Source organism: Flavobacterium frigidum, from assembly GCF_048286795.2.
In genome coordinates, this window is record NZ_JBLVPT020000002.1 from 364,089 (window position 1) to 378,158 (window position 14,070).

Genomic DNA, 14,070 nt, shown 5'->3' on the forward strand with positions numbered 1-14,070 from the left:
AGTACTAATCCTAAAAACGATTAAACAAAATTATCATTTTTTTTGAAACGAAATAGCTTTATCTTTGCCACATATAAAAATAAATTTATGAGTTTACGTAAGTACCTAACTAGTCGTGTTTTTCTTATACAAATGTTAATTGCAATAGCCATCATTGCGGCTTTGGGGTATTTGTTTATGCATTGGCTGACGTTTACAACGGATCATGGTCACGAAATTGCGGTTCCAAACTTAAGTAAATTGACTGAAGAGCAAGTGGAGGAAAAGCTAGATGAAATGGATTTAGATTATGTCCTTTTGGATAGTGTGGATTATAGAAGCGATTTTCCGCAGTATAGTGTTGTGGAACAAGATCCGTCACCAGGGACTATGGTTAAAGTGGGTCGAAAAATATACATTAAAATAAATACGTCAGGTTTTTCATCTGTACGAATTCCTGATTTAATCGAAAAAACGTATCGTGAAGCAGTTCCTACACTGAAAGCATTAGGACTTGAGGAGGGTACTATTACGTATGTTCCAAATCTGGGTAAAGACATGGTATTGGAAATGCGTTTTAAAGGAAGGAACCTAAAAGTAGGAGACCGTGTTTTGAAATCATCTAAAATTGATTTGGTTTTAGGAGATGGAAAAATGAGTTATGAAGAAGAAGAAAGTGCGGCAGATACTCTAGCTGCACCAATAGAAGAAACACCAGTTGATGAACAATAATATAGATATAATAGATTTAGAAGACGAGTTATTTGAACATTTTAGATTTGAAGTTCCCAAAGGCCAAGCATCCTTGCGAATTGATAAATACTTGATGAGCCTGATACAAAATGCGACTCGCAATAAAATACAAACTGCAGCAACCGAAGGAAATATTTTTGTAAACGATGCTACGGTAAAATCAAATTACAAGGTAAAAGCCAATGATGTGGTTCGCGTAATGCTTACCCATCCTCCATATGAAAACCATATTATTCCGGAGAATATTCCGCTTGATATTGTGTACGAAGATGATACCCTTTTATTGATTAACAAATTGCCAGGAATGGTGGTTCATCCTGGTCACGGGAATTATACTGGAACCTTGGTACATGCATTGGCCTATCATTTTGATAATTTGCCAATGAACAGCAGCGAACGTCCTGGGTTAGTTCACAGAATTGATAAGGATACTTCGGGTTTATTAGTGATCGCTAAAACCGAAGCAGCGATGACACATCTAGCTAAGCAATTTGAAGCCAAAACTTCGGAAAGAGAATATGTAGCTTTGGTTTGGGGAAATGTAATTGAGGATAAAGGAACTATTGAAGGCAACTTAGCAAGACACTTGAAAGATCGCATGCAAATGGCGGTTTTTGCTGACCCTGAAATAGGTAAACCAGCAATAACGCATTATAAAGTTTTAGAGCGTTTTGGGTATGTAACGTTGATTTCGTGCCAACTAGAAACCGGTAGAACACACCAGATTCGTGCACACTTAAAACACATAGGACATCCATTATTTAACGATGAGCGCTATGGTGGTCATTTGATTTTGAAAGGAACTACGTTTACCAAATACAAACAGTTTATAGACAATTGTTTTAAAGCGCTACCAAGACAAGCTTTACATGCTAAAACTTTAGGTTTTGTTCATCCTACAACTGGTGAACTGATGCGTTTTGACACAGAACTTCCGCAGGATTTACAGGATTGTATCGAGAAATGGCGAGGCTATTCAAAATCGAATGGTACAGACGAAGTAGAAGAATAAAATATGAGAAGCCCCGTATTGGGGTTTTTTTTGTGGATTTAATCGTGGTACATTATATTTTGAAACTATTATTATATGCTCGCAATAGTTTTTCAAAAAGAAGTCTCAAATTCTCTCGATTTTATTGGGAGAATTTGAGACTTCTTAGCTTAAATACATCTCTATTGAAAGTTAGGAAATGCTTTTGTATGTATTATTTTTTATCTACTACAGGTCTGTTTTCTCGATTGGCCAGTTCCCAAGCAGTTACAAATGCAAATTGTGTTCTTTTAGCCAAAGCATCATACTCTATTTTGTCTGGACTGTCCGTAGGTTTATGATAATCAGCATGAACGCCATTAAAAAGAAAAACAGATGGTATTCCTAATTTAGCAAAGTTATAATGATCAGAACGCTCATAGAAATGGTTTGGATCTTTAGGATCATTGAACCTGTAATCTAAATCTAGTTTAGTGTAAGTGGCGTTTGCAGTGGTACAAATAGCATCTAAATCAGTTGAAAGACGATCTGCGCCAATTACATAAACGTAGTTGTTACTTCCAGCATGTGCTTCATCACGGCGGCCTATCATATCAATATTAATATCAGTAATAGTGTTTGCAATAGGAAACAATGGATTTTCAGAGTAATAACGAGAACCATGCAAGCCGTGTTCTTCGCCAGTAACATGAAGAAAAAGGATAGATCTTTTAGGACCATTTCCTGCTTTTTTCGCCATTTGGAATGCTTGTGCAATTTCTAATAATGCCACTGTTCCAGAACCATCATCATCTGCACCATTATAAATTTCTCCATTACGTGCTCCCACGTGATCGTAGTGTGCAGAAATTACCAATACTTCATTTGGTTTTTCGGAACCTTCGATAAAGGCCCAGATATTTTCAGAATCGGGTAGGTTCTCATTGTACTTGGCATTTAGGAATGCAGCTGGAATTTTTTGATAATAGTCAGCGGCAATAGTAGGATAGGGAATGCCGTTTTTCTTGTATTGATCAATAAGGTAAACACCTGCTTTTTTTTGTCCTGCTGAACCGGTCTCGCGACCTTCCATCTCGTCTGCAGCTACAATATACAAGTGAGTTTTTAATTCATCTGCGGTAATGGTATTCATGTATTTTGTAGGTTCAGTAACGGCGGTACTGATTTTTTGAGAGGTACAGCTACTCGTTAAAACGATAAGTAAACCTAGTAAAGAAAATTTTTTCATGATTTTTTAATGTAAATTGATAAATGTATAAAGAGCAAAAAGTGATAATATAATAGAGACTAGTATGAAATTGATAAAAAATAGCAGGCTACATTTTATAAAGGAGATAAAGCGAGTTTCCCCATAAAAACGGCGGTGCGCCGGATAGAAATAATAAAACATCCATCCAATACCAATAAAATTAATTAGTATCTGTATGAAAGAAACGAGACTCGATTCTGAAAATGGCGTCAATCCTTTGTTTATCAGGAACAGCAACAAAAAGAGTAATAACAAAAAGGAAAAGTAATGTAAGGTGAAAATTCCATGATCAAAGTAATACCAGCGTTTCTTATTGTGGAATAGCCAGAGGGAAAAAGCAAAAATAGGCATGAATACAAAAAGGACTTTTGAAAAATTATGGATGAATGATTCTGTGAATTTTTTAAATAGGTCTCCTTTTGGGTTGTTGTCTAATACAATTTGGACTTTCCTGTTGGCCCAAAAACTAAAATCGGATAATTTTTCCGACTCAGGTGCGTGTTTTTGTATCGAATCTAATTCTCGAACTGATTTATAGCTAAAATATTCCTCGTCAACAACCGCACTATTGTTTTTAATGGAATCTTTGTCTTCTTTTGAATCAGTTTGGTTCTTTTTAATCGAATCATTTTTGGTTATGGTATTTTGAAACGATTTGTTTTTGGTGGTAATGGTGGATTTCTTTTCGATAGTTTTTTCTGAAGAATTGATTTCACCAGGGAAAATAGCAATCAATAGAAAAGTGATAAAACTAATAAAAATATAAAGCCGAACCGGAGCTAAATAAGACAATCTTTTACCTGAGAGATATTCTTTGGTTAAAGCAGCTGGTTTGAATAATAAATTTTTTATGGTTCTCCAAAAAGCATTTTCGTAATGAGTAAGATCTTCAAAAAAATGAATAAAAAGGTGATGAAACGTTTTTCGGGTATCAGTATTTTCTTGTCCACAATTAGGACAGAATCTATTTTCGACCACATACCTGCAATTGAGACATGTTTTGTCGTTTCTCATTTTACTTTTAGACATAAAAAAACAGTATAAATTCTAAATTTTTGTTGAATTTTAAGGTATAAAACTAACAAAAAAACGGAACTTATACTGTTTAATAAAAATATTTTTGATATATTATTTCAACACATCTTTCAAAAAAGAATTCATACGCTCCCAAGAACGCTTGTCTGCTTTTGCATTATAAGCAGCTCCTTTTGAGTTGTCATTTCCAGCTTCGGGGTCTGTAAAAGCGTGAACCGAGTCAGCGTAATAAATCATTTCCCAATCTGCTTTCGTATCTCTCATTTCTTGCTGAAATGCTGTTACTTCAGCTGCAGGAACATATAAATCATCTGCACCATGAAGTACTAGAACTCGCGCTTTTATTGCATTGTTTACTCTGGCGGCATCGCGTCCTAAACCACCATGAAAGGATACTACGCCTTGAACTTGCATACCGGCTCTAGCTGCTTCCAGAACGCCTGTACCACCAAAACAGTACCCTATTATTACAATATTATCTGGATTTGCTCCTGATTTTACCAATTGGTCCAATGCCAACTGAATGCGTCTTTGGTAATCGCCAACATTATTTTTGTAATATCCAGCTTGTTTTCCTGCTTCTTGTGTATTTTTTGGATAGTTTCCTTCACCATATATATCAGCTACAAATGCATAATATCCCATTTTTGAAAGCTTTTCAGCTGATTGTTTGGCGTGGGTGTCGATTCCTTTCCAAGCTGGAAGGATTAGAATTCCTGCATTGGTTTTACTTGCTTTTTTGGGAGCAATTGCCAATCCATTTAATTTTTGAGAGCCATCAGTGTATTGAACTGGTTTTAACTGTGCATTGACACTAGTAGAGAAGAGTGCTATTCCTAGAAATGTAAAAATTATATTTTTCATATTTGTTTGTTTTAATTTTACAAATGTCTCACTAATTATTTCACAAGAGAAATAATATGATTTTTTTAGTTTATAGCTGTATATTTAATTCTTATGCTGGGAATTTAATGTTTTATTCTCCGGGATGGTAGATTTTTTCAGCATGCTTCAGTATGTCCTCTTTGTAAAATAAAACGTCTTTGAATTGACCTTTTTGGTACATTTCGGCTTGATCATAAAAATGTTTCGATTGTGAATTGCCACTGTTTCCTCCTGCTAGTAGTGATTTGGCTTTTACTTTTGGCCCAAATTCAACTGCGCAAACAAAGCTATTACCATTGCTACCATAGCGTTTTTTACTTCCGTTTTGATAGTTGCTTTTATAAGCTGGTAAACTTCCCCATATCGCTGGTCCAAATGCCACGGGTAAACTTTCTGCAGCATCATTATATTGTAGGTTGATGTCTCCATTCGGTCTTTGAAAACGATTTATTATTCCCCATTGAATTTCCCAAGTACCAAATTTAAGTCTCAATTCAGAAATCACGCGTTGCAACTGAGGAATTAATTGATCTGATGTTGCAGTTTTAGCAAATTGTATCGTGTTTTCAACCTGATCTTGTTCGCCTTGGTTCGTGTACACTTTCTGAATAATGGGATCCAGTTGATATGCCCATTCCACAGCAAGTGTTGTCGCTATCGAATTTTCTCGGGCATAATAATCCCAATTTTTCAATACAGTTATTGGTGCTATCATTTCAGCATATAATGAATTGTCAGGTTTGATATTTTCTTCGAAATTAGTTATCAAAGCTGGAATTAAATATTCAAACGCGGTTAATTTGGTATCATAACCATCAGCTATTAATTTGTCGAGTGTGTAGTTATCGCCTTTACTTAGTAGGCGTATAGCATTGAGTCCTCTAAAACTTTCGCCATCAGGAGCCATATATGGCGGGTAGTTTTCTTCTTTTGGACTATTGACACCAGCTACAGAATACGGTGTTGAGTTGCAATTTTGTAACCAGCCGTTTTCAGGATTATAGGAATGAACCGTTTCTAAAACGTCGTGCAAACCCTTCCACTGTGTAGTGGCGGTTGTGCCATCCATTACTTTAGACCAATTCAATTTTTTATCTCTCTTTGGAACAAAATTTCCGTGCCAGTATGCAATATTTCCTTCTTTGTCCGCGTAAACAGTATTGTTTGAGGTGTTGGCCTTTAGATCCATTGCCTTTTTATAATCATCAAAACTTTTCGATTTGGTACGTGTCCAACTTTGTTCTAGGCTTTTCATCGAGCGATTGTTAGATTTTAAAGCGATCCATTTTCCGTCTCTTTTAGCCATTATAGGACCATGATTGGTGTAATAAGTGGTAAAGGTTTTGGGTATCAGTTTTCCGTTTTCAATATACTTAATGGTTATTTTTTTCTCGATGATGGGAAGCAGGTTCTTTTCGTATTCATAAAATAATTTGTTGTTTTTAGTCACAATTTTCTCTGCATACATATCGGCAACATCTACATTAGAAGAAGTGTGCATCCAGCCACAATTTTCATTAAAACCTTGGTAGATAAAAAACTGCCCCCAAGTAACGGCTCCGTAAGCATTCAAACCTTCGTTACTACTTACTTGAATTTCAGGTCTAAAATAAAACGTAGTATGCGGATTAATGTATAACATGGCATTCCCCGAAGCTGTTTTTGATGGAGCAATAGCAAATCCGTTAGAGCCAGTTTGTACGTCTTTCTCCCGTTCTATGTAAGCTACCTTCTCCGTATTTCCAGAGTAAAATGCTTTGAGTTCACCGGTAGAAAGATCCGCAGTGCTTATGGCTCCAATACTTCCATCAGTCCAAAGCAAAGGAAACCAAGGTTCAAAATGAGTTAATAAAGCGGGCTTAACTTCGGGGTGTTTATACAAGTAATAATTGATGCCGTCTGCGTAACTGTTTAATAATTTTTTTAACCACGGGGCTGCTTTTTTATAATCAGCTTTGGCGTCTTCGATATCTATCAGGAGTTTAATTTCTAAATCATTGTACAAAACAGATTGCCCTTTGATTTCAGCAAGACGGCCTAATTTTTCAATATAATTGAGTTCTACTCGTTTAAAATCATCTTCACATTGCGCATACAACATCCCAAAAACGGCATCTGCATCCGTTTTGCCATCTACATGTGCAATTCCCCAATTGTCTCTTGTTATGGTTACTTGTTGGGCAAGTTTTTGTAGCCTTACTATTTCAGCAGTAGTAATTTTTTGAGCAAATAGGGAGAAACTAATACTGAAAACGATTAATATTAAATAACTTTTAAGATGTTTCATTAGGTAGTAAATTATGTTAAAGACTCACATTTCTTTTAAAGGCACACCCCAATTCAATAATCGAATCAGTTTTGGCAATACCGGGAATAGTATCAATTTTTTCATAAAGCACTTTTCGCATGTGTTCATGATCTTTAGCAATGATTTTTATGTAAAGTGTAAATGATCCAGTGATGTAGTAGCACTCTGTTATCTCAGTAATTTTTTTAAGTTCCTCAATAATGCGATCCGAGTCTTGGTCTTTATTTAAGGTAATTCCTGTAAAAGATCCCCAATCATAACCAACTTTTTTTTCATTAATAATAGGTTTTATTCCAGTAAGAATTCCTTGTTCAATAAGTCTGTTGATGCGTTGATGCACCATGGTATTCGAAATTTTAAGGTTCGTAGCTATTGCTGAATATGCCATTCTTCCATCTTTTTCTAGTTCTTTAATAATATTGATATCGAATTCGTCTATTATGTTCATGAGGGTGCAATTATAAATGATATTTGTGTTTTTTTAAAGTGTAATTCTCTTGTTTTTGAACGAGTTTTAATTAGACTTAAAAATTAGAAATGACTTAATTTTAGTCTAAATTAATTAAATATTTTTAATTAAGCCTGTTTATAAAGTCAAAAAAATTATTTTTATTGTAAAATTAAAAAAAAAATCTAATTTTGTATTCTAAAGCTTTTAAATATAAAAATCATGACACATACAGAACAAAACCTTTCATTAAAATCTGAAGCGCTGATTGCTAAAGAGAGTCAACATGGAGCACATAATTATCATCCTTTACCAGTCGTTTTAGAAAGAGGCGAAGGCGTTCATGTTTGGGATGTAGACGGAAAAAAATATTATGATTTCCTTTCTGCTTATTCTGCTGTCAATCAAGGGCATTGCCACCCGAAGATTGTAAGTGCCATGATCAAACAAGCACAAACACTTACCTTAACATCACGTGCTTTTTACAACGATCAGTTAGGCCCTTTTGAAGAATATATAACAAAGTATTTTGGGTTTGATAAAGTTTTACCAATGAATACTGGTGCAGAAGCAGTTGAAACTGCTTTAAAATTATGTAGAAAATGGGCGTATGAAGTTAAAGGAATTCCCGAGAACCAAGCTCAAATAATTGTTTGTGAAAACAATTTCCACGGAAGAACTACTACTATCGTTTCGTTCTCAAATGATGAAAATGCACGAAAAAGCTTTGGACCATTTACAGCTGGTTTTATTAAAATTCCTTATGATGATGCAGATGCTTTAGAGACAGCATTAAAATCAACAACTAATATTGCTGGATTTTTAGTTGAACCTATTCAAGGAGAGGCGGGAGTTTATGTTCCAAGTGAAGGTTATTTGGCCAAAGCCAAAGCACTTTGCGAAGCGCACAATGTACTATTTATAGCAGATGAAGTGCAAACAGGAATTGCGCGTACTGGACGATTATTAGCTACTTGTGGCAATTGTAATTGTAAAAAGGGATGCGAAAATACGCCAGAAGTGAAACCAGATATTTTAATTCTAGGGAAAGCGATTTCTGGTGGAGTTTATCCTGTTTCAGCAGTTTTAGCAAACAATCACATCATGAACGTGATTCAACCTGGACAGCATGGTTCTACTTTTGGAGGAAATCCAATTGCAGCAGCTGTAGCTATTGCTGCACTTGATGTAGTGAATGAAGAGAATTTAGCACAAAACGCAGCACATTTAGGAGAAATTCTACGAGCGGGATTGAATGAAATAGCCGCTAGAAATCCAATAATTACTTTAGTCAGAGGGAAAGGACTTTTGAATGCAATCGTAGTGAATTGCGATGAAGAGTCTGATATGGCTTGGAATATTTGTATGAAATTTAGAGATTATGGGTTATTGGCAAAGCCAACGCACGGTAACAAAATTCGATTTGCACCGCCATTGGTTATTACCGAATCACAAATTCAGGAATGTTTGGCTATCATCGAAAGAGCTTTAAACGATTTTAGATAAGATATAAAACCATGAGAAAAACGATAAAATTAATAAAGAATAGGTCGGACATTGGTGCTGGTACTCGGGGATCAGACTTAGGGATTGATGCTATTGAAATAGCTGCAATTAATAAAAACAGTGACTTTTTCAATCAATTTGAGTTTGAAGATGTCAAAACACATAACGAATCTATTTACGATAAAAACCGTAGTTCATCAGCAAAAAGGATTGAGCACGTTGTAGAGCAGTGCACTCGAGTGTGCTATGCAGTAAAGAAAAATCTTGAAGGCAAGTATTTTCCTATTGTATTATCAGGAGATCATTCCTCAGCATTAGGTACTTTGAGCGGTATTAAAGCGGCGTACCCAGAGCAAAACATAGGCGTTTTTTGGATCGATGCACACGCTGATTTGCATTCGCCATATACATCACCATCGGGAAATATTCACGGAATGCCATTATCTGCTGCTCTTGCTGATGATAATTTAAGTTGTCAGAATAATGAGGTACCAGCCGAAACGCAAGTTCATTGGGAGCAAATGAAAAATTTAGGCTACAATGGACCTAAAGTTTTAGCTGAAAATCTAATTTATTTTGGTGTTCGTGACACCGAAGAAGAAGAGGATAAGCAAATTGAAAAATTAAATATTAAAAACTACAAGGTTGGTGAAGTGCGATATAGAGGTTTAGAAACCTGCGTAGCTGAAGCTTTATCAAAAGTAGCGCATTGCGAAGTATTGTATATTTCTTTTGATGTGGATTCTATGGATTGTGATATGATTTCATACGGAACCGGTACGCCAGTGCCTAAAGGCTTTGATCAGTATGAAATTATAGCGATTATCAATCAGATTATTGAAACCAAAAAAGTGGTTTGTATCGAATTCGTGGAGGTAAATCCTTTGTTGGATACCAAAGGAAATAAGATGGCAGAAACTGCTTTTGAAGTATTAGAAGCTATTACATCAACGCTGTTGCTACCTTTAGAATAATTAATATTTCAATAAAAAACAAAGATCCCGAAATCAAAAATGTAGATTTCGGGATTTTTTATAAAATTATTTTAACCTAAATATTTTGTAAAAATTAAAGTGCGGGATTTATTTAAATATTTGAGACAGATCGATTTTTCAGACTGGCACAATACTCACTAATTCTTACTGATCAACTAATTTTTTAGTGTAGGTACTATTTACTATAGTAATTTTTCCTTAGCCAAAAAGAAACATTCACTAAAATAATCAAAGCTGGAACTTCAACTAATGGCCCTATAACGCCTGCAAATGCTTGTCCGCTATTGATTCCGAAAACTCCTATTGAAACGGCAATTGCCAATTCAAAATTATTACCTGATGCGGTGAAGGAAAGCGCAACGGCATCCCGATAATTGGCACCGATTTTTTTGGAAATAAAAAACATTAGAAAAAACATAATAGTGAAGAAAATTACTAACGGAATAGCGATTCGAATCACATCCAATGGCAAGTCTACAATCATTTCGCCCTTTAAACTAAACATGACTACGATCGTAAAAAGCAGAGCTATCAAAGTAATAGGAGAAACAAAAGGAATAAATTTTTGATTGAACCATTTGTCACCAATGAATTTTTTGATAGCATAACGGCTAATTACCGCTAATGCAAATGGAATTCCTAAATAAATACCAACTGTTGTTGCGATTTGAACAACGGTTATATTCAATTCTAATCCTTTTATTCCAAATAATGGCAGCATGATTTCCAAATAAAAATAAGCATACAAACTAAAAAAAAATACCTGAAGCAAACTATTAATTCCGATTAATCCCGCCGTTAATTCCCTATTTCCCTCTGCCAGTTCATTCCAGACAATAACCATTGCAATACAAGGCGCGATACCAATTATGATTAAACCGGTCATGTATTCTGGATAATCTTTCAAAAAGAATGTCGCCAGTGAAAACATTAAGAATGGACCAATAATCCAAGTAATAAAAAAGGAAGCGGTGAGTAATTTAGGCTTTTCAAACATTAAGGGTATTTTCGAAAAATCAATTTTAGTCAAAGGCGGGTACATCATCAATATTAATCCAATTGCAAGGGGAACATTTGTGGTTCCGCTAGAAAAGGAGTTGATGAAAGCACTGCTGGATGGAATAAAGTAACCAATGGAAACACCCATAGCCATTGCCAAAAATATCCAAAGCGTTAGGTAACTGTCAAGAAAATTCAATCTTTTTTTAGAAGCCATTATTCTGATTTTATTTGGGAGAATACATATAACATTTCGGTTGCAATTTGTAAACTGCGTTCTTGATATTTCGCAGCTTGTTGAGGTGTGTTGTCAAATGCTTTCGGATCTTCATATGTAATTGGAATACGCTTGTCAGCGCCAGCAATAAAAGGACAGCCGCCATCCGCTTGAGAACACGTCATAATCGCCGCAAATTCACTTTTCGGATTAAATTCGTCGTCGTATTTTTTAGAAAATCCGATAACAGGATGTGTATTCTCTGCATATTTAATCGAATAAATAGGATTGTTTCCTGCTGCAATGACACTAATTTTAAAGCCAGATTGCTCCAATGTTTGTGCTGCCATAGGATATAAAGCAGTTGCTTCGGTACCACCAGAATAGCAAAATACATTTTTTATGTTGTAATATGCCGCTGCCGTTTGCGCCCAAACTTGTGATAGATGACTTCTTCGAGAATTATGAGTGCAAATTAAGTTGAGCCTAATATCTTCTTGATTGTAAACTTTGTTTTGAATGAAATCAACTAATGGTTGCAAAATACTCTTTCGTTCCCCTGTTATGGTTTCAAATTGTAAGCTCTGAATTATTTTTTCTATTTCTGGAAATAGAATGCTTTTGGTCTGTTTCATAATACAGTTTTAAAATTAACAACATCCACCACCAGGAACGCAACTATTAGTTTGGCTGGAAATTTCGGATAATTTCACTTTCTCCTTTTCTGTTGGAATGCCACATTGGTCCTGAGCTAAGCAAGCAGTTTGTTTATTCATCAAGATAAATGTTGTTCCCTCGAAACCCAAGTCGTACTTACCAATTGTTTCAGCTTGGTATTCTACCTCAATTTCGAAATCGGCTATTCCTAATATTTTTTCTGAAAGTGCTATGATATCTAGAAGTTTTTTTGGTTTCAAACGGTGTTCAAAATCATTAGCATTCCACAATTGAAAGTTTACCACAGTTTCATTCCTTACTTGACCACCACAATCAATAAAGTTTTTAGTAACCAATCCCACTTCAGTTACGTGAAAATGTTCTGGAACAAAACTTCCGTTTGGTAACATAAAAGTGACATTTTCTAAATTGGTCAATTGTTCTTTAATTTCTGATATTCTCATGATTTTTATGATTTAAAAATTAGCAACATTTATTTTTTTTATTCTCTAAATACAGATCAATGTGTTCAAAAAAAGATTTTAGGGTTTCAAATCCGTCTTCATTAAGACAATAACAAATCGCATTACCTTCAAAATTGCCTTTAATGAGACCAGCATTCTTTAACTCCTTCAAATGTTGGGAAATGGTTGGTTGGGCAAGTGGTAGTTCATTTACAATATCTCCGCATACACAACTGTTCACTTTGATGAGATGTTGAATAATGGCAATTCGAGCAGGATGACCTAAAGCCTTAGCTAAAGTTGCCAATTGGTTTTGCTCTTCTGTAAAGCATTCTGTTTTTGTAATTCCCATCTGTATATATTTATATTGCAATATTACGATATTGTCTTTAAATAAGCAAATGGAGAATTTCTAATTTTAATAACAATGACTTGAATAGTTACAAAGTCAATAATCGCACTAAACAAATGCATAATCCCTTCCTATATAATAACAAAGATATCGCCTGTAAGTGCGATACGTTTCGATTAGTTTTTTTTGGCGTTCCTCCTTATATATACAAAGGCGATTATCGAAAAGGATAATCGCCTTTGTATATATAAGGAGTCGGGCTATACGCTACAAGTCCTCGTTAAGTTCCGTTGCACTTCACATAACTGTGGGCTATTCGCTGCTATCCCTAACGCGAGCCCAGAATATTTAGGATAATCAGTCCAATCCAGAGGATAAGAACTAACGCCAACGCAAAATCAGTTACCCTATATAAAGTAGAAAATGAAAAAGCGATTAGTATGTAAGGAAAAGCATTTTATCGATCTAGCGTAGTTTTTTGGTTAGGATACTGTTAAGGCAGGCCATTTTGAGAGATTCAGACAAAGGGAAGAGCTTTTCAAACATAAACAAAGAATGAATTCCGAAAGATTTAAGAAATACAGCTAGTTAAGATACGCATGTATTTAGGTGTGCAAAGCACATTTTATTATCCATTTCATCACCTTCTGCTTTGTAGTGTGCTTACCAGCGAAAAAAACTTCACTTACAAAATTCACGTTTACAGTGATTTAAAACATAAGTTAAGAAAAAGGCAAAAAAAAGTAAATAAAAAGCTTGTAGAAGTGAATAAAGGTGGTACTTTTGCACCCGCAACAAGGCAGAAGTTCATATTTAAATACTGAAAAGCGGATTTAAAAAATCGGAATAAAATTCGAAAAAAGATTTGCCAGAGCGGAAAATAAGTTTTACTTTTGCTGCCCCGAAAGGGAGTAAGTTCTTAGAAATTTTGAGTGAGTGGGAATAGGGTTTAGGCCTTATTTTAGTTGAAGAAAAACGAAACGAAAGTTTTTAAAAAAACTTCAAAAAACATTTGCGAGAAACGAAAAAGAGTTCTACTTTTGCACCCGCTTCGAGAAACACTTTAACAAGTGTTAACCAGGAGTTGGAAACTGAAATAAATTCAGTTTAAAAACAAGAATAATACGTTCCTAGACATATTGAATTGACAGCCGTTTTAAGAGAAATCTTAAAACAAAAGAATAAGAGTAATAGAATCGAGAGATTTGAAAAAACCACTAGAACTGAGTCGA

13 protein-coding genes are annotated in these 14,070 nt (G+C 35.0%); 4 read left to right on the forward strand and 9 right to left on the reverse strand.

What is annotated here, in order from left to right:
- Positions 1-87: 87 nt before the first annotated feature.
- Together ACNQGB_RS05170 and ACNQGB_RS05175 are read left to right on the forward strand one after the other, a co-directional pair.
- Positions 88-711 (forward strand): PASTA domain-containing protein, encoded by a 624-nt coding sequence (locus ACNQGB_RS05170; protein WP_417943817.1) that lies wholly within the window; start codon positions 88-90, stop codon positions 709-711.
- A complete protein-coding gene (locus ACNQGB_RS05175) occupies positions 701-1,744 on the forward strand; it encodes an RluA family pseudouridine synthase (protein ID WP_417943818.1) in 1,044 nt (347 codons plus the stop codon). Before ACNQGB_RS05170 ends, ACNQGB_RS05175 begins: the two co-directional genes overlap by 11 nt.
- Before the next feature lie 193 nt (positions 1,745-1,937).
- Here the strand turns inward: ACNQGB_RS05175 and ACNQGB_RS05180 are convergent, their stop codons facing one another.
- The 5 genes from ACNQGB_RS05180 to ACNQGB_RS05200 form a co-directional block, all read right to left on the reverse strand.
- Positions 1,938-2,951, reverse strand: a complete 1,014-nt coding sequence (locus ACNQGB_RS05180; protein ID WP_417943819.1) for a M28 family peptidase — start codon at positions 2,949-2,951, stop codon at positions 1,938-1,940.
- 6 nt (positions 2,952-2,957) lie between these two features.
- Positions 2,958-3,986 carry a DUF3667 domain-containing protein gene (locus ACNQGB_RS05185; protein ID WP_417943820.1) on the reverse strand — a complete coding sequence of 343 codons (1,029 nt, stop codon included), beginning with the start codon at positions 3,984-3,986 and terminating at the stop codon, positions 2,958-2,960.
- A gap of 114 nt (positions 3,987-4,100) precedes the next feature.
- The gene (locus ACNQGB_RS05190) at positions 4,101-4,871 is read right to left on the reverse strand and encodes a dienelactone hydrolase family protein (RefSeq protein ID WP_417943822.1); all 771 of its coding nucleotides are present in this window, start codon (positions 4,869-4,871) and stop codon (positions 4,101-4,103) included.
- A gap of 112 nt (positions 4,872-4,983) precedes the next feature.
- A complete protein-coding gene (locus ACNQGB_RS05195) occupies positions 4,984-7,179 on the reverse strand; it encodes a penicillin acylase family protein (protein WP_417943823.1) in 2,196 nt (731 codons plus the stop codon).
- Between the two features lie 16 nt (positions 7,180-7,195).
- Positions 7,196-7,648 carry an Lrp/AsnC family transcriptional regulator gene (locus ACNQGB_RS05200; RefSeq protein ID WP_309755918.1) on the reverse strand — a complete coding sequence of 151 codons (453 nt, stop codon included), beginning with the start codon at positions 7,646-7,648 and terminating at the stop codon, positions 7,196-7,198.
- 222 nt (positions 7,649-7,870) lie between these two features.
- Between ACNQGB_RS05200 and rocD the strand changes: the two genes are divergently transcribed.
- A complete protein-coding gene (gene rocD / locus ACNQGB_RS05205) occupies positions 7,871-9,154 on the forward strand; it encodes an ornithine--oxo-acid transaminase (protein WP_417943824.1) in 1,284 nt (427 codons plus the stop codon).
- A gap of 11 nt (positions 9,155-9,165) precedes the next feature.
- Entirely contained in the window at positions 9,166-10,128 is a 963-nt protein-coding gene (locus ACNQGB_RS05210) for an arginase (RefSeq protein ID WP_417943825.1), read from the forward strand.
- Between the two features lie 196 nt (positions 10,129-10,324).
- Here ACNQGB_RS05210 and arsB read toward each other — a convergent pair whose 3' ends face one another.
- The 4 genes from arsB to ACNQGB_RS05230 are packed head-to-tail and all read right to left on the reverse strand — an operon-like array spanning position 10,325 to position 12,838.
- Positions 10,325-11,365 (reverse strand): ACR3 family arsenite efflux transporter, encoded by a 1,041-nt coding sequence (gene arsB, locus ACNQGB_RS05215; RefSeq protein ID WP_417943826.1) that lies wholly within the window; start codon positions 11,363-11,365, stop codon positions 10,325-10,327.
- Entirely contained in the window at positions 11,365-12,000 is a 636-nt protein-coding gene (locus ACNQGB_RS05220) for an arsenate-mycothiol transferase ArsC (protein WP_417943827.1), read from the reverse strand. Before ACNQGB_RS05220 ends, arsB begins: the two co-directional genes overlap by 1 nt.
- Positions 12,001-12,015: 15 nt before the next feature.
- The gene (locus ACNQGB_RS05225; RefSeq protein ID WP_417943828.1) at positions 12,016-12,486 is read right to left on the reverse strand and encodes a DUF6428 family protein; all 471 of its coding nucleotides are present in this window, start codon (positions 12,484-12,486) and stop codon (positions 12,016-12,018) included.
- A gap of 19 nt (positions 12,487-12,505) precedes the next feature.
- Positions 12,506-12,838: an ArsR/SmtB family transcription factor gene (locus ACNQGB_RS05230; protein WP_309755909.1), complete on the reverse strand. Its 333-nt coding sequence runs from the start codon at positions 12,836-12,838 to the stop codon at positions 12,506-12,508.
- Positions 12,839-14,070 lie beyond the last annotated feature (1,232 nt).